Origin of the sequence: Gemmiger formicilis (assembly GCF_016900095.1) — a bacterium.
GTDB classification, from domain to species: Bacteria; Bacillota; Clostridia; order Oscillospirales; family Ruminococcaceae; genus Gemmiger; species Gemmiger formicilis_A.
The window spans coordinates 22,037-38,803 of sequence record NZ_JACJJP010000015.1; the positions used below are offsets into that span (position 1 = coordinate 22,037).

Consider the following 16,767-nt stretch of genomic DNA (forward strand, 5'->3'; position numbering starts at 1 on the left):
CTGTTTACTTTTACTCATTTAGATTGCTGATAAGGATGCCATTTTAAGGCCCCCAAGAGTGGTCGACGGGAAGGCAGGACAGATTATCTCCCCCCGCTGGAGAGGGCTTCTAAATGCGTAGGAAATTCTGATAATGGTATTTCTGGTACTTTGCTATGCTGAAGCAAGTCAACGCTTCTGCTCTTGATCACGTTCTTTCTCAACCCGCTTTTCATCCTCAAATCCCATAACACGATCCACATTTGCCTTGACCGTTTGTAGCTCCCGCATCTCCTCGCGGGCCTTCCGGTATTCACCGTAGGCTTTTTTCTTTTCGGCCAGTAATTCGGCATACTCGGCCTGCAAGCTCTTGATGGTGGGCAGCTTCTTAACATTCAACTCGTTAAAGGCGTTCTTGGCTGCTTTGTGGAGCAGAATATCCGCTTCGTGTTCAGCCAGGAACTTTTTCGAGTATCCGGCTTTGCGATACGCTACATAGACATCACGGGTTTTCGCATAATTGACGATGTGAGTACGCAGCACAGCGATCTCGGCCATGCGTTTTTCGGCTGCCTTTATCTGATCGGAAAGAGCGTGATAGTGTTCCGTCGCTTCTGCTGTGCGGGCATCCAGGTCTGCATACTCCAACAGCCCGTGTTCGGTCAGATAATTCATAGTCTTGGCCATCTGCTTGAGATTGAACACCTTAGCCCAGCGGGCGTATCCGGCACCTTTCCCAGCCTGGAGTTTTGCCTGAATGTCCACCAGCAGATTGACCCTGGGCGGGGCGGCCTGCGGGACGGCTTGCTTGCGGGTCGTATGCTCTTTCTGGCCGGAGAGGACCGCCAACAGATCGTCCAGCGTGTAGCCGTCTCCCAGCCGGTCAAAGCGGACGTTGTTGCCCCAGCCCTCTGCGCTGATGGAGATGGTTTTGCCGCGCCGGTGAACGGTGAAGCCGTCCTGTTCCAGCAGGCGCAGCAGCTCCTCCAGGCTGGCCGGTTTCTGCGCCAGCGCCCGGTCGATGGCCTGGCGCAGCTGCTCCTTATGGGAGGGCTTGGCCGCATCGCCCAGCCATTTGTTGTAGCTCTGGCCGCGCCGCTTGGGAGCCTCCACGATGGAATAGCCGTTCTCGATGCAGATGGTGTCGCTCAGACGGTGGACGGCGCGGGTGCTGCCCCAAAAGTTGCGGAACTTGCGGTCGCACTCCAGCGTGGTGGAGTTCCATATAATATGGTTGTGGACGTGAGCCTTGTCGATGTGGGTGCAGACGATGAAAGCGTGCTTGCCCTTGGTGAAGCGCCGGGCCAGCTCCACGCCCAGGCGGTTGGCTTCCTCCGGCGTGATCTCGCCCGGCACAAAGGACTGCCGCAGGTGGTAGGCGATCACGTCGTCCGCACCGCGCACCCGGCCGGTGCGGGCGGCGTAGGTCTGCTTGTCCAGCAGGAACTGAGCATCGGCCACGCGGCTGTCGCACTGGTAGCTGGTGATGAGCCTACCGTGGTCGGTCTTGTCTGGATTTTTTACATAGTCGATAATGTCGCTGATTGCCTTGCCGACCGTGCGGCCCTTGCCGGCGTGCAGCGGCATGATGCGGGTGGTGGCCATGTGGGGTCCGCCTCCTTTCCAAAAAATAAGCGGCCTGCTCATCACAGACCGCATCGGTTTACTCTATATCAGTTTCCTCGTCCATATAAAAATCGAAATCTTCTTCAAAGTCATCTTCCAATTCATCCAGTTCTATCCTGGGCGGGAACCGCATTTCATACTGCTCCGTTGCCAAGGCCCGCACGGCATCCCGCCTGTCTTTCATCCGTTTCTTCAACCACGAAAGTTGTTCTTTGGATAATCGCCAGGGAAGGTTGACAAGGCGGGTAAGCGTCATTTCTTCTGCCTGCTTTTCTGGCGGGAGGGCGGCGCAGGTTTTACAAATGTGCGCGGCATGGCCTTTGCCGGAAAACTTTTCGTTTGCCTTATACTCGCCACATACCTTGCAGTAATGTCCACTTTTTTTCATGCCGTGCCCTCGCAACGAGCGAACAGCTGCCGCACCGCAGCCATGACCGTATCCCAGCCAAGGTCGGACGCATAGGAGAACTTTTTCTGATAGGCCGCCCACAGGTCCTGCATGACCGGGCTGTTCTCCACTTCATCAAAGACTTCGGCGGCCTCGGCCAGATGGCGCTCGGTGCCGCGCTTGTGGGCTGTCGCCAGCAGCGCGTCATGGAGAATGTGCGGGTCCAGAGTGCTGCCATAGAGTTGTTGCAGGATGGCGATGTCGTAAAAATCTCTCATGCGGGTGTTGGTCGTGGTCCGGGTGATGATGGTTTCCAGCTTTTCAGCCAGCACAGTTTCCAGGTTATAGGCCCAAACGTCGATGGAGCGGTCCTCCAGCATGAGCTTGAAGCTGTACCGCACCTCTTTAGGGGTGATGGCGTCGCCGGTGGAGATGTCGATTTTCAGCGGGGTGCGTACCCCGTCAAAAAGCGTTGTCATCGTCACCCGGATGCCGGGATATTCCGCTTCATCCATGATTTCCGAAATGCTTTTCACCTGGAAGGTAACGCCATCGTCAATGGGAACCGCGATGATCTCGGCCATCATGTTCTCCACATCCTCCACGCTGACGTTGGCCCCCTTGACTGTTGCGTCCAGGTCCATCGTGGAGCGGGCGTCCAGGCCGACCATCGCGGCCACCAGCATCCCGCCCTTGAGGATAAATTTGTCCCGGTAGGACGAGAGAGAAATGCGTTCCAGAAACCGCTCCATCATATAGTTGCGCATCAAAATCTGCGCGTCCGCAGCGTTTTTCTTTGACAGGTTGCGGATCAAATCTTTCAGCTGCCTGGCTGTCTTTATCATAACAGTACCTCCAAATACTGGCGTAAAATCTTCTCGACCCGGAACAGTTTAGCATAGCGCACCAGCGTCCGCAGGTCCTTGTCTTTCCGGCGGGCATACGCTTTCAAAGCGTCCTGAAATGTCTGCATCTCGATGTGGCTCCGGCTGCGCAGCACATCGCAGATCGTCCGTTCCATATCATAGACCGGCACATCGTGGCCGAAGGGGGTCTGTGCGGTTGACAGGCCGACCTCATACAGCTCCGCCTTGATGGTAAAGACCTGAACGCCCTCACTTTTAAGCCGGGTGGGGTTGTAGCCCGTCTTGACCGTAATGGAATAGGCCAGCGGCTCCCGGTCGGTCAGGTCGTGGAAAAACAGCGCCGTTTCATGGGAAAAAACTGCCTGCGGACAGCGAAGATGCAGCAGATACATGGCGTCCACCCAGGCGTCTTTGGAAAGATAAATCCCATGCGCCGCCTGTTCCAGTCCACGAGACTGCACGAATTGATAAAAAACAGGTTTTGAGATCCCGGCCGCGAGGGCCTGCCCGGTGCGCAGCATCCCGTCCTGGCGTTCCATCAGCTGGTCCAGCTGTTGAAATTGGCTCACGTTCTTCACCTTCCTTTCATGCTAATATTATACGCGAAATTAGCACGAAAGTAAAGTCAAAAAATTGCCGGGCAATCACTCCCGGCAATTCTTCGCTTCCTATTCAGCCGTACACCGCGTCCTGAATCGCATACCGCAGGTCCTGCACCTTACCCACCAGCCAGGCAGCGGCCATCGGCAGGCCCAGCGGGCTGACCAGGAAGGCAATCACCAGCAGGATCAGGCCGTTTTGCGGCGAGTAGGTCACAAGCACCGCGATCCCCAGCAGCGCCACCACTGCGGAGGCCAGGCCGAAGATAAAGCTGGACACATACAGCAGCCCGAAGCACAGCCAGGTGAACAGCATCAGCGCCAGCACCACCGGCGCGGCAAGGATTTTCAGCCCCAATTTCAAAATAAACAGTACCGCTCTCATTTCAGCGCCTCCTTCCGCCAGTCCAGGTATGGCTGGCACAGTTCCTCTACGGCCTTTTCGTCCGCCTCTGTGACCTCCCGGCGTCCCCGCGTCCGGCAGATCATGGCAAAGTCCTGAAAATCCGAAAGAAGTATATCGAACAGTTCCTCCGGGGTCCGGCAGAGAATGCCGTCCACGCAGTAGCGGGAATCCTTGTCCCAGGTCAATCGGACATAGCCGCGTTTACAAGGGAGAACTTCTTCCTCCGGGTCGCGCAGCAGGTACTCTTGAAAAATCTTTAAGACGTTTTCAAACGTCAACATCAGCCATCACCTCGTTTCTGACTCCATTATCAAGCACAACCCGCCAAAACGCAACGATACCGGCAAAGAAAAAAAGAGGGAGGCCCGGCGATGCAGCCTGCACGCACCGGACCTCCCTCACAGCCGGGGCGTATGCCCCTGTCACGTCAGCTTTGCCAGCTGGGTCAATACCTGATGCACCCCATCCCACAAAGCCTCTTGCCGCCGGGATATATCCTCCAGGTCAGCGTCGTAAATGCGCCCGGTTTCATTCACGCGGCGGGCCAGCTGGTTCAAGTTGTTGCTGGAATAGCGCATCAGAGAGACAAGCTCCTTCAGCTCCGGCAGTTCCAGGCGCACCACATAGCCGTCCAGGGCCATCTTGCGCAGGTAGGCTTCCCGGTTCTTTGTCCCCAGCTGGGCCATCTTCTGCTCAATCAGCGCCAGTTCCTCCGGCGAGACCCGGAAGTTCAGCTGCACCTCCCGTTTGCGCTTGGGGCCGCTCACCGCTCCGGCTCCTTTTTCTTATGGATGTGAGCTTTCTTTTCAGCGGGGCGCGGCTCCTGTTTCAGCTGGCGGCGGACCGAGGGGCGGCGCTGGCGCAGCTCCTTGGAGCGGTCCTCACTGGCCAGGATGGTAACATAGGTGCCGGGCAGGTCCTTCATGCCGGTGATCGCCAGGCTGCGGAACGGCAGCAGAGCCATCAGCTGGTCATGGGCCTGGGTGCCGGCGCGGGCCAGAAAGTCCGGCGAGACGCGGGCCATGTAATGGGTGCCGTGGGGGCTGTTGGGCGTATCCGGCGCACGAAGCTCCTGCAACAGCCGGGCGGCCTCGGCGTGAATCTCCTCCGGCGTCAGCGGTTGGAGACGCAGATAATCCTGCCGCGCCTGGCTCAAAAACAGATCGACCAGGCCGGGGTGGCCGTCCACCACGAAGTCCAGGTTGCGCTCACCGCCAAAGCCGTCCGGGTTGGGCGGGATGTCCACCGTTTTGGCCCACGCCTTGTTGGCCGGGCTGAACCGCTCATCCCAATCTTTCTGCTGCACGGTGTTTGCCAGCACATAGAGGGTGCGGGTGTAGCCGAACTGCTCGATCACCTGGGGCACCGCGTCCTTGTCCAGCCGGTTGTCCCGGTAATGTTCTGAAATGGACACCTCAATAGCCTCCTTGCAGGCGATGTTGGCGCGGCGGGACGCCCGGTACAAATCCAGGTCGCCCTGTTCGCGGGCATAGGCGGCGTCGTGCCGGTAGAGCGGCAGTTCCCGCAGGGCGTCCAGCGCCGCCTCGGCCCGCTGCTCAATGCTGTCCCGCACCACATCCATGTAGGAAGTCTCCCGGTCAGAAAACTCCTTGTAGACATCGGCCAGCGGGGACGGCGACGCCAGCAGCGCGGCGGCCCGGCTTTGGGGCAGGTCCAGCTCCTCCATCGCCATCAGGATGTCCTCCCGGACCGTGTACTCATAGGTATGCTTTAGAATTTCCTCCGGGGGCTGGCTTTTCAGCCAGTCCCGGAACTTGTCCTGTTCGGCGGCCATCTTCTCATAGAGGGCCGTGTTTTTATCGGTATTCATGTTATCGCACCTCCTGTTCGTGGTGTTTGGGTTTCTTTTCGGGATTGCGCGGCACCGGGCGTTTCAGGCCCTCCAGCACCGAGGGGCGGCTGCTCTTGGCAAGCACCGCCTCCGGCGCAGGGCGGCTCCGGCCGTCCATGTTCAGCAGTACATCCAGCTCGGTCAGCCGGGCGGACTTTACCCGCAAATCATCCTCAAAGGGGAAGGGCTTGCCCACCTCCGCCTTGGCGGCGGCCTGCTGCTGGTAGAGATTGTCCAGCTGGTTCTTCACCGCCTCCAGCCGCTGGGGCATCTGACTGAGCGCATTGTCGATACGGGTGAGGTTGCCACGGGGGTCTATGCCCAGCGTCGCCCGGTGGGTCATCTGGCCTTTCAGCAGGAGCATATACTCCTGCCGGAAAGCGTCAAACGACACCGACATAGCGAAGCCCCGGTAACCGCCCACCGGCACCGGGTCGGTCCCTTTGACCTCCTTGCAGGCGTCCAGCAGCGCCGCCCCGGCGTTCTCCTTGTCGGTGAGGGTGTCGCCACGGACTTCCATCCCGGCAAAGCCGTCCTCCGGGTGAGGATGAGCGGCCAGGGTCGCCATATCCGCTTCCAGCCCGGCGATAAAGCCCTTGTTTTTCTCGATCTCCTCCGGGAAGGTTTTCAGCAGCTGGTCCTCCAGGCGGTACTGCTTGCTCTGGTGGTCGGCCTTCATCAGCTTTAACCGCGCCACGTCCACATCCAGGTCCATACGCTCCTTGATGCGCGGGTCTCCGGCGCACAGCGCCTTGATCTCGGCAAAGGAAAGCGCCGTTTCGTCCACATCGTCGCAGCTTCGCACTGGCGATTTAGAAGTCATGATCTGGCTGATGAATTTCTGTTTGTTTTCCACCGTCTGCCAGAGGTAGGCATCGAAAGTCCCCTCGGTGACATAACGGTACACATGGACGGTCTCGTTCTGGTTGCCCTGGCGCTCGATGCGCCCCTTTCGCTGGGCCAGGTCGCCGGGCCGCCACGGACAGTCCAGGTCATGCAGCGCCACCAGGCGGTCCTGCACGTTGGTGCCCGCGCCCATTTTGGCCGTGCTGCCCAGCAGGACGCGCACCTGGCCGGTGCGGACCTTGGAGAACAGCTCCTTTTTGCGCACCTCGGTGTTGGCCTCATGGATAAAGGCGATCTGCTCGGCGGGCACGCCTTTAGCGATGAGCTTCTGCCGGATGTCCTCGTACACAGTAAAAGCCGGTTCCGGCTCGTCCAGCGGCACCGCGTCCTCCAAAGCGTGGAGGGTCGGGTTGTCCAGCGCCTTCGCCACCTTTTTGGCAGGCCGGGCCTGGGGCGTGGAAATGTCGCAGAACACCAGCTGGGTCAGCTTGTCGGCCTCGCCATCCCGCCAGATTTGCATGATATTGTCCACGCACTGGTTGACCTTGGTGCCCGGCTCATCCGGCAGCAGCTGGTTGATGATCCGCTGGTCCAGCCCCAGCTTGCGCCCGTCGCTGGTGATCTTGAGCATATTGTCCTGGGACGGGTCCACCGTACCGCTGTGTACCAGGGAAGCGCGTTCTGAAAGCGCCTTCACCATTTCCTGCTGCTGTTCGGTGGGCTGGGCCACGATGTTGTGGTACTCCACCTGGGGCGTGGGCAGGTGCAGCTGGTCGGCGGTTTTGATGTCCGCGATCTCCTTAAAGAGATTCATCAGCTCCGGCAAGTTGAAAAATTTGCTGAATCTTGTTCTTGCCCGGTAGCCGGTGCCCTCCGGGGCCAGCTCCAGCGCGGTCACGGTCTCGCCAAACCGGGACGCCCAGCAGTCAAAGTGGGTCATGCCCAGCTCTTGCAGGCGGTCATACTGGAGATAACGCTGCATGGTGTAAAGCTCGGTCATGGAGTTGGACACAGGCGTGCCGGTGGCAAAGATGACGCCCCGGCTGCCGGTGATCTCGTCCATGTAGCGGCACTTGGCGAACATATCCGAAGATTTCTGCGCATCCGTGGTGGAGAGGCCCGCCACGTTGCGCATTTTTGTGTAGAGAAAGAGGTTCTTGTAATTGTGCGCCTCGTCCACGAACAGCCGGTCTACGCCCAGCTGTTCAAACGTCACCACATCGTCCTTGCGGCCCTCGGCTTGCAGCTTTTCCAGCCTTGCTTCCAAAGACTTTTTCGTGCGTTCCAACTGCTTGACGGTGAACCGCTCCCCGCCGCTGGCCTCCACCTCGGCGATGCCCTCGGTGATTTCCCAAATCTGCTCATGCAGCAGCCGCTCCTGGCGTTCCTTGCTGATGGGGATCTTCTCGAACTGGGAGTGTCCCATGATGATGGCGTCGTAGTCGCCTGTGGCGATGCGGGCACAGAATTTCTTGCGGTTATGCTTCTCGAAGTCCTTTTTGGTCGTTACCAGGATGTTCGCGGACGGGTACAGACGCAGGAACTCCGAAGCCCACTGTTCGGTCAGGTGATTTGGCACCACAAAGAGGGATTTCTGGCACAGGCCCAGGCGCTTGGCCTCCATCGCGGCCCCCACCATTTCAAAGGTCTTACCCGCGCCCACCTCATGGGCCAACAAGGTATTGCCGCCGTACAGTACATGGGCGATGGCATTTTTCTGATGTTCCCGCAGGGTGATGGCCGGGTTCATACCGCCGAAAACGATATGGCTGCCATCATACTCGCGGGGCCGGGTGGCGTTCATTTCCTCGTTGTACTGGCGTACCAGCGCCTGCCGACGTTCCGGGTCGCGCCAAATCCAGTCCTTGAACGCCTCTCGGATGGCCTGCTGCTTTTGGGCGGCCAGGGTGGTTTCCTTGGCGTTCAGCACCCGGCGCTCCTTGCCGTCTGCGTCCTCCACGGTGTCGTAGATACGCACGTCCCGCAGATTGAGGGAATCTTCAAGGATTTTATAGGCGTTGGCGCGGCCGGTCCCGTAGGTCGAGTAGGCGGCCACGTTGTTTTGCCCCACGACATTTTTGCCGGAGATCTGCCACTCCGCCGTAAAGGGGGTGTAGTGGACTTCAATGCTGCGCTGGAGGTAAAAAGGCGTGTCGAAGGTCTCGTACATGAATTGCTGGATGTACTCCTTGTCGATCCATGTTGCCCCCAGCCGCACCTCGATCTCGGAAGCGTCCAGGTCTTTGGGCTGGGCAGCGGTCAGGGCCTCCACGTTGACCGCAAAGGCCGGGTCCTGCTCCGCAGCCCGTTGGGCCTGGCGCAGTTTCCGGCGCACGTTGCCGGACAGGTACTCGTCCGCCGTGACGTATTGGGGCCGTTCGCCCTCCGGCACCGGGCCGGGCAGGCGGAAAATCACGCCCCGCAGTTCAGCGGCCAGTTCCTCGCCGGTTTTGCCGGTGAGCTGTTCCATGTAGGCCATGTCCACGCAGGCTTTTTCAGAAATGGAGACTGCCAGGGCCTCGGAGGCGGTGTCCACGGTGGTGACGGCCTCATGGGGCTTAATGGTCCGTTTGGTGAACATATCCGCCTTACGCTCCAACCGGCCATCCTCGTCCAGCACCTCCAGGGCACAGAGCAGATAGTAGCTGCTGTCATCGGAAAAGGCCAGCCGGTTCGCCCGGTCGTTGATAAGGCCGTACTTGGCGGAGAAATCGTCATAGCGGCGGTTCAACTCGGCCATCTGCGCCCGGATGTCGGCATCCGGCGCGGCGGCGTCCATCTCCAGGTCGATGAGCCGTTGCACACAATCCCGCAGCCCCACCAGCCCTTTGACACGGGCCTCGGCGGTGGCGTTCAGGTCAGGGCGCACCATGCGGCTGTTTTCCCGGAAGTACACCGCCCCGTCCACCACCGTGTAGGAGTAATTCTTCACGTTGGGGTCAGCCGGAAGGGAATCGTCGATGTCCTCGCCTTCGCCCAGCTCCGGCAGCGCGGCCTCCTGGTAGGTGCCATGAATGTGCTGTATGGCGTCGTGCAGCTGATCGGCCAGCTCCGGCCCCTCGATGGGGACCACGGTGTAGTCCTGCTTGCCATATTGGGTGCTTTCGGCGGTGGGCTGCCCCAGCACCATCTCCGGGTGGTCGAGAAAATACTGGTTGACAGTGAAGCCATCTTCGGTCCGGCCGGTCTGCGTCCAGTCCGGGGTAATGTCCACCGGACGGTCCCGCTTTTGCAGGAAGAGAATATCCGAAACGACCTCAGTTCCGGCATTTGCCTTGAACGCATTGTTTGGCAGGCGGATGGCCCCCAGCAGCTCGGCCCGCTGGGCCAGATACCGGCGCACGGTGGAATCCTTGGCGTCCATTGTATAACGGGAGGTCACAAAGGCCACTACGCCGCCCGGCCGCACCTGGTCCAGCGCCTTGGCGAAGAAATAATTGTGAATGTTGAAGCCCAGCTTGTTGTAGGCTTTGTCGTTCACCTGGTACTGGCCGAAGGGCACGTTGCCGATGGCGAGGTCATAGAAGTCTCGCCGGTCGGTGGTTTCAAATCCTGCCACCGTGATGTCGGCCTTGGGGTAGAGTTGCTTGGCAATCCGGCCGCTGATGGAATCCAGTTCCACGCCGTACAGACGGCTGCCGGCCATGCTCTCCGGCAGCATCCCGAAGAAGTTGCCCACGCCGCAGGACGGCTCCAGAATGTTGCCGGTACGGAAGCCCATCTGTTCTACCGCGTCGTAAATGGCGCGGATGACGGTGGGGCTGGTGTAGTGGGCGTTGAGGGTGGAGGCCCGCGCCGCCTCATATTCCTCCGGGGTCAGCAGCTCCTTCAGCTCCGCATACTCGGCGGCCCACGCGGGTTTGTCCGGGTCAAAGGCATCCGGCACGCCGCCCCAGCCCACATAGCGGGACAGCACTTCCTGCTGCGCCGGCGTGGCCTGCCCGGTGGTTTCCTCCAGGTATTTCAGCAGCTTGATCGCCGCCACATTGGCCTGGTACTTGGCCTTGGGGCCGCCCTCGCCCAGATGGTCATCGGTGATGTGGAAGTTCTCGGCGTTACGGCGCAGATTGTCCCGGTATTCCTGATAGGCCGCCTGCTCGGCTGCCCTCTGGTTGGGGAAAGTCTGCCACTCGCCGTTGACCGGGATAGAAACCGGGTGGTCCGGCTTTTCCTCCGGCTCCGTGTCCGGCGTTGGTTCGGGCGGCGTGGGTTCCGGCCGGTCAACGTGCAGCCGTTCCACCACCACGTCATAGGGAAGTCCGTTTTTGTCACCGGGGTAGACGGCTACCGTCTCGGAGTGGAACGCCGGTGCCTCGGCAGCTTCTTCAATGGGCTTGGCGGCTTCGGCAGGTTCTTCCACGTCGGCAGGGGCTTCCATATACGGTTCATCCTGCTCCTGCACAAAGCCGTCCAGCTGGCGGGCATACAACCCGCGCAGCAGCGGCGCGACCTCATCCCAGCGGAAGAACAGCATGGCCAGCCGCTTCTCGTCCGCGTCCAGCACTTCCAGCTCAATGCCTTCGGGTATGGTGCGGTAGTCGGCGGTGTCGCCGGTCTCCAGCTCCATCGTCTCGATGATGTCGGGATAGGCCCGGCTCAGCCACAGGGCGACTTCCCGGTTGCTCTTGCCGGTGCGCAGCAGTTCGGAAAGCTCCGCCTTGTCCGGCGCACCGATGAGGCCGTGGGTCAGCACGTCCCGCAGGTCCTGATCCGCCGTGTCGGGGTTGACGGGCAGGAACTCGGTGTAAAAGTCGTTGCGGTTGTCTGCCCGCAGAAGCTGCTCGAACCGATCCCGGCTCTCGGCCCGGTAGATGGGATAGCTCATGCCGGTGGGCAGCAGCTGCACCGTATCTTCCCGCAGTTCGGTGATCTGGTGGGCGCGGTCATCCAGGTAGACGGTATCGCCCACGTTGTAGACCGGGGCGGACGGGTCATAGGCGGTGCGCTCCGGGATGGTGCCCCGGATGGCGGCATATTCCTCATCCGACACCGTGATGTCGATCTCGCGGGTGGGTTCGCCGCTGCCGATGGTGAGGGTGTCGCCCTCGCGGGTGATGGGCTGGCCGGATAAGTCCGGCAAAGGCGGTTTTGCCGCCGTCTCGGCCTGTTCTTCTGCCGCGACGGCCTCCACATCCCGCATGACCTGCTGGATGAACGGGTCATTGTCCAGCTTTTCCGGGTCCACCACCTGGCCGTTCACGATCCCGCGCTCGGCCAGGGCCTCCCGGATGGCGATGGGGTCGATGTTGTCAAATCGGTCCTGCTCCGCCTCAGTGTAGAACCGATCTTCCTTGATAAGCTGGGCGATCCGGCGCTGCACCTTGGGCCAGGGTACGTCGCCCGCCGCGCCGTCCACCGTCACAGGCAGGGCCGGGAGGTCATCGCCGTACTCCTGCCGCAGCCAGGCGGCGGTGTCCTTTTCACGGGCGTGGTCCTTCATGTGGCGGACAACCGCGTGCTTGCTCTCGATATTGCCGTTCCATTCCTGGATGGCGGCGTCGATCTCCGCCTGGGTCAGCGCCCGGCGCACAGGTTCCGCCTGCGCAGCCGGTTCGGGCATAGAAAAAGCAGAGGGCGTTTTCACACTCTCTGCTTCGTCGATTTTATGGATTTGTTCCGCTTCGGAGAGGAACAGGTTTAAGGTCAGCTGTTGATAAGTTCCGCCAGCAGGATCTCCTCCGCCTGGGCCTTGCAGGTGTTCATCAGGCCCACCCAGGCCATCGGGTCGCCGGCTTTCAGCGCCTCCGTCGCGCCCACGTCTTTCGCCAGCTGGGACATCATCTGCTCCAGACGGATGTTCGCGGTCTCGTCGATCTCCCGAAGGTGCGGGTACAGCTTCTCGGTCATCAGCAGCTGATTGTACAGGATGGGCCGGTGTTCTTTCAGATACGCTTTCCTCATCCTGCCGTACTTGCCCAGGGGTTTCTCCGGCTGTTCGGACAGCTTCAGGTCGGGGATCAGGTAATCGCCGTTCCTCGTGTAAGTCAGGTTGTTCTCCATGTGTGGCACTCCTTTCCGCGCTCTTGGCGCGCTCATAGTTCTGAATGGTGACACCGATCTGCCGCAGCACCTGCTGGTTTATCTGGCTGACCGCCGTGCCCAGCGCCCCCACGGTGGCGGGGGTGTTGAAGTCGAAGATCGCCATGAAATCCTCATGGCTGAAATACTGCTCCGGCTCCAGCCCGCAGCGGGACATCAGGGCGTAGGTGATGCTGACAGCGGCGGCGGATTTGAACTGGACTTCGATGTTGTACTCATCGTACTCCTCCAAAAAGGAACCGTCAACGATATAGAGAATGTCCTGCCGGTGATCCGTCCAGTATTCTTCTGCCAGACCGGCGGCCACATCGGCCAGCTGCTGGGGCAGTTCTTCGCCGCCCACACCGTAGTTGCCCTCCAGCATCGCCATGACCGGCATGGTGTGTTCCTCGTTCATCGTCCACAGCCAGGGGGTGCGGGAGTGTTCACGGGTGCCGGTGTCGGAAATGTCAAACACATACCGCAGCCGGGGCCGGTCCCCGGAATCGTCCACCAGGGCGATGCCCTTGGACCCGCGCCGCACATACCGGCCCATGCGGTCATTCCACAGGTCGTACTCGGCGCAGGCGGTGGCGTCCGGGCGCTGGGCGTAGATCATCAGCTGCTCATGGAACGGGTATTTGTAAAGCCGGGCGGCGGTGGTGAGAAAGCCCGCCCACTCCTGCCAGCTGCCGGTGAGCTGCCGCGCCACCTGATCGGCCATCTTCGCATATTGTTCTGCTTTGGTTGGCATGGGGTTCTATCCTCCCTTCCTTCGGATATGAAAATGGGGCGGCACGACGGCCGCCCCGGCTGGTTAAAACAGGGGGTTACTCGTCAAAATCCGGGTACAGTTCCAGCTCATCAAACTCGGCGTCGGTCATAGCGCGCAGCTTGGCGAGGGTGCTGTCGGTCAGAGCCAGCAGCTCGGCCTCATCCGCCTGCAAGTGGCCGCGCATCTCGGTCAGAGCCTCGATGGCCCCCTGGCGGATGCCGGGGTTGTAGATGCACAGCAGGTTGGTTTCCTCAAAGGTCAAAGCGTTCATATCAAATCTCCCTTTCCGCGCTCTTTTTGGGCGCTGTCTTTTTATGTTCGGGTTTGGGCTGGCTTTTCAGCTGCTCCACGACGGATTTCTTCTTGTCCCGGTCCTCCCGGTGGGCGGCGGCAGCCAGGTCCATTAGGGAAATGGGCTGGCCGCTGCGGGCCTGCTGTTCCAGCTGGGCCACCGTCTGCTCCTTGGGGCCGTTGTTGATGATACCGTCGATCATGCCGTAGTCATCCTCCACGGCCATCTCCGTATTTTTCAACGGGTTGTCCGGCAGGAAGCCGGGAACCTCGGCAAAGCCAAAGCTGTCGCAGTAATGACAGGATACCTTGCCGTCCCGCTTGATGGCAACGATGTCGCTGACGCTCATGGACGGGTGGCGGTAGTCGGCGGGGTGTTCGTTGTTGAAGCGGTATTCAAGATTGTCCAGCACGCTGCCTTTCAGGTCGCCAGGGGCCAGCGGCGCGGTGTAGACCAGATCATAATTGTCCCGCTGCACCGTCTGCCCGATGGACTTGATCCATTCCAGCCCCTCATAGCGGATGTCCCGCAGCTCGTCGGTGTGCTTCACCTGATAGATGGCGAAGCAATCGCCCTTGTGGTCGAGGAACGCCTGCTCCCGTTCCTGCTGGTGGTCCATGCGCTCCTTGACCTGGGCCTCAAAAGCCGGGCTTTCCTCCCATTCCTCGCGGGTGACGGCGAAGATCCCGTCGTGGGCGTCCAGGTCAGTGGTATCAAAGGCCATCGCCGGGTTCTCGCCCTGCTGAACGATGTAAACGGTCAGGTCGCGCTCCATCAGCTCATAGGCGCGTTCTTTGGAAAGGGGCAGAAGGTCCCCATCCAGATAGCCGCACTTTTCCAAATCGTCCTGGGTCAGCGTGGGGTCCGGCATGGGGTATTCATCCAGATGCTGCTCCGGGGCATCCGGTAGCATGGTACTTTCCGGGACGGTGGCCTGGGCCGTTGCCTCCTGCATCTGCTGGTAGGCCGCCTCCTGCAAAGTTTCAATCATGGCAAGGGGCGTATACTGAACGGTCTGGCCGCCCATCCCGTGCATCTCGCAGATTTTCAGCGCGGCGGTGGACAGGGGCAGCTCCGGCGCATCCAGCTGGCCGCCGTCCAGCTGCTTCCTGGTGACGGCGTCGTAGAGCGTGTAGTCCCAGCCGGTGTCGCAGGGCTGAACATGAAGATAGGTGGTATCGTCCAGCACCAGCAGGGCCTCGCGGTACTCGGCGCTGGGCTGGGTGCTTTCAGTATCGAAGGATACCGGGAATTCCTTATCGGAGTTCCACGCAGTATCTACGCCCATCGCCATCGCTTCATCTGCCATTTTCACAAGGTTGGGGTCAGGTTCCGGCACCAGTTGCTCCAGACGATCCAACAGCTCGGCAGCTTTTGTGGCCGCTTCTCCACGTTCATTTTCATCGGCAAATTCCTGGAGCCAGTCCCGAACACTGTTGACATCCCCGCCGCGGAGCGCAGCGGTCAGTTCCCGCAGCGCATCCTCACGATTATCCACCTGATCCCGGTATTCATAGGTATCGTAGTCAAAAGAAAACTGGTCGATGTCGGCTGCCAGCTGCTCGATAGGGTCCCGTTGCGGTTCCGGGGCAGCAGTCAGGTCAATGCCGCGCTCCTTGCAGATAATCTTATAATGCCGGTCAATGTCCGCGATCAGTTCCCCGGCCGCCTTGTTGATGGTCTCTAAACTGGCCCGCAGCTCCGGCAGCTCCTTACCCTGGCTCCAGTTGGCGATGTAGCCGAAGCTGTTCTCGCCGGTCTGGATACCGTAATACTGGCAAACCGCGTAGGAAATGCTCTCGGCCTCCACCTCCTCGGTGTTGCGGTCTTTCTTCTTGGGCGGCTCCTTGTCACCGGCCCTGGCCGCTTCCTCCTGGGCCTTGGCGTAGTTGTGCAGTTTACTGTGGGCGATCTCATGGACGGCAGCGGAAACGGTCTGCACCTCGCTCATGCCTGCCCGGATGGCGATGCGCTGCTGGTCCGGCGAGAAATACCCGTCCATGTTGGCGGCCATCGGCTCCACGGAGAGCGGCACCGGCGCGGACCGGCGCAGGGCCTCCATGAAAATCTCGTAGTTCTGGACGCTCCCAGACAGGGAGGACGCCAGCTCCGGCAGGGGCTTGCCGTCCGTCTGGCTCACATCGAACACCTTCACCGGGCGGAACATGGGAATCTCAACTTCCCGTTCCTCCATGATAACCTTGCCCTCTGCGTCCAGCATGGGGGCTTTGGTGTCCGGGTCCAGCTTTTGTTCCTCGATCTTTTTCTTGAATGGCGTGGGCGCGATGATGGTGATGCCGTGTTCACCGCGCTTCACATGGCGCTCAAACTGATTTTTCCACTTGTTGTACCCGGCCACCAGCGTGGCGTCCGGCTTCTGCATATAGATGAGCATGGTGTTGTTGACGGAGTAGCGGTGGAACCGTGACATCACGGACAGGTAGCGCATATACTTTTCGCTCTCGAACAGATCTTTAATGCCCTGTTCGATGCCCGCCGTGATCTGTTGCAGCCGTTCCCGGTTGGTGGGTTTGTCAGCCATGAGGTTCACTCTCCTTTCTATGGCCGAAATTTCAGCGGTGTGTTCAGCAATCCACTGGTCCCGTTCCTCGTTGCTGCTGTCAAGAAAGGTATCCAGCAGATAGCCCATGTACTCTTTTTTCTGAACAGACTCCAAAAAGCGCGGGTGCGGGTCCTCGTCCGGCGTTCTGGGGGAAAAGTCGGTTTCCCATTTTCGGAGCAGGTGGTAGTAGTCCGCCAGCACGCGCCAGGCGTGTTCGCGTTTTTCTTTCCGCAGCTGCACCTCGGATTTCTGCCGGACATAGTTTCGCCGGATGGGGGCTTTTCTGTCATAGGAAAGGCCAAAATCCTGGACCAGCTTTTCGGCGGCCTCTTTCGGGGACAGGTTATACAGCCGGGCGGTGAAGTCAATCACGTCGCCGGTGGCCCCGCAGCCAAAACAGTAGAAATAGTCCTCGTTCAGCTTCAGACTGGGGTGCCGGTCATCGTGGAAGGGGCAGCAGGCCATGCCGCTCCGGCTGACCTCGATGCCGTACAGTTCCGCCGCCTCCCGGACGGTGACGGACTGTTTTACGACTTCAAAGAGATTTTCGCCCATGC

The 16,767-nt window shown here is 60.1% G+C and carries 11 protein-coding genes; all 11 read right to left on the minus strand.

The annotated features are described in order from the left end of the window. Window positions 1–168: 168 nt before the first annotated feature. Window positions 169–1,584, minus strand: a complete 1,416-nt coding sequence (locus H6B15_RS08600) for a relaxase/mobilization nuclease domain-containing protein (RefSeq protein ID WP_204647587.1) — start codon at window positions 1,582–1,584, stop codon at window positions 169–171. Between the two features lie 58 nt (window positions 1,585–1,642). Then, window positions 1,643–1,993, minus strand: a complete 351-nt coding sequence (locus tag H6B15_RS08605; RefSeq protein WP_204647588.1) for a hypothetical protein — start codon at window positions 1,991–1,993, stop codon at window positions 1,643–1,645. Further along, window positions 1,990–2,838, minus strand: a complete 849-nt coding sequence (locus H6B15_RS08610; RefSeq protein WP_204647589.1) for a nucleotidyl transferase AbiEii/AbiGii toxin family protein — start codon at window positions 2,836–2,838, stop codon at window positions 1,990–1,992. Before H6B15_RS08610 ends, H6B15_RS08605 begins: the two co-directional genes overlap by 4 nt. Continuing rightward, window positions 2,835–3,428 (minus strand): type IV toxin-antitoxin system AbiEi family antitoxin domain-containing protein, encoded by a 594-nt coding sequence (locus H6B15_RS08615; RefSeq protein ID WP_118637888.1) that lies wholly within the window; start codon window positions 3,426–3,428, stop codon window positions 2,835–2,837. Before H6B15_RS08615 ends, H6B15_RS08610 begins: the two co-directional genes overlap by 4 nt. Before the next feature lie 103 nt (window positions 3,429–3,531). Continuing rightward, window positions 3,532–3,843, minus strand: a complete 312-nt coding sequence (locus tag H6B15_RS08620) for a CD1845 family protein (protein WP_204647590.1) — start codon at window positions 3,841–3,843, stop codon at window positions 3,532–3,534. Further along, entirely contained in the window at window positions 3,840–4,145 is a 306-nt protein-coding gene (locus H6B15_RS08625; protein WP_204647591.1) for a hypothetical protein, read from the minus strand. Before H6B15_RS08625 ends, H6B15_RS08620 begins: the two co-directional genes overlap by 4 nt. 141 nt (window positions 4,146–4,286) lie before the next feature. After that, a complete protein-coding gene (locus H6B15_RS08630; RefSeq protein ID WP_204614571.1) occupies window positions 4,287–4,631 on the minus strand; it encodes a plasmid mobilization protein in 345 nt (114 codons plus the stop codon). Next, window positions 4,628–5,695, minus strand: a complete 1,068-nt coding sequence (locus tag H6B15_RS08635) for a DUF3849 domain-containing protein (RefSeq protein ID WP_204647592.1) — start codon at window positions 5,693–5,695, stop codon at window positions 4,628–4,630. The genes H6B15_RS08630 and H6B15_RS08635 overlap by 4 nt, the downstream gene beginning before the upstream one ends. A 1-nt stretch (window position 5,696) precedes the next feature. Further along, window positions 5,697–13,334, minus strand: a complete 7,638-nt coding sequence (locus tag H6B15_RS08640; protein WP_204647593.1) for an SNF2-related protein — start codon at window positions 13,332–13,334, stop codon at window positions 5,697–5,699. Window positions 13,335–13,410: 76 nt separating this feature from the next. Continuing rightward, on the minus strand, window positions 13,411–13,626 hold the full coding sequence (locus H6B15_RS08645; RefSeq protein WP_204647594.1) for a transposon-transfer assisting family protein: 216 nt from the start codon (window positions 13,624–13,626) through the stop codon (window positions 13,411–13,413). Between the two features lies 1 nt (window position 13,627). Then, window positions 13,628–16,765 (minus strand): LPD16 domain-containing protein, encoded by a 3,138-nt coding sequence (locus tag H6B15_RS08650; protein ID WP_204647595.1) that lies wholly within the window; start codon window positions 16,763–16,765, stop codon window positions 13,628–13,630. Window positions 16,766–16,767: the final 2 nt, after the last annotated feature.

What these genes read in the sequence shown, in the direction of transcription:
- H6B15_RS08625 (WP_204647591.1), bottom strand. Translation starts at nt 4,145, where the DNA reads ATGTTGACGTTTGAAAACGTCTTAAAGATTTTTCAAGAGTACCTGCTG.
- H6B15_RS08650 (WP_204647595.1), bottom strand. Translation starts at nt 16,765, where the DNA reads ATGGGCGAAAATCTCTTTGAAGTCGTAAAACAGTCCGTCACCGTCCGG.
- H6B15_RS08605 (WP_204647588.1), bottom strand. Translation starts at nt 1,993, where the DNA reads ATGAAAAAAAGTGGACATTACTGCAAGGTATGTGGCGAGTATAAGGCA.
- H6B15_RS08635 (WP_204647592.1), bottom strand. Translation starts at nt 5,695, where the DNA reads ATGAATACCGATAAAAACACGGCCCTCTATGAGAAGATGGCCGCCGAA.
- H6B15_RS08645 (WP_204647594.1), bottom strand. Translation starts at nt 13,626, where the DNA reads ATGAACGCTTTGACCTTTGAGGAAACCAACCTGCTGTGCATCTACAAC.
- H6B15_RS08640 (WP_204647593.1), bottom strand. Translation starts at nt 13,334, where the DNA reads ATGCCAACCAAAGCAGAACAATATGCGAAGATGGCCGATCAGGTGGCG.
- H6B15_RS08620 (WP_204647590.1), bottom strand. Translation starts at nt 3,843, where the DNA reads ATGAGAGCGGTACTGTTTATTTTGAAATTGGGGCTGAAAATCCTTGCC.
- H6B15_RS08600 (WP_204647587.1), bottom strand. Translation starts at nt 1,584, where the DNA reads ATGGCCACCACCCGCATCATGCCGCTGCACGCCGGCAAGGGCCGCACG.
- H6B15_RS08610 (WP_204647589.1), bottom strand. Translation starts at nt 2,838, where the DNA reads ATGATAAAGACAGCCAGGCAGCTGAAAGATTTGATCCGCAACCTGTCA.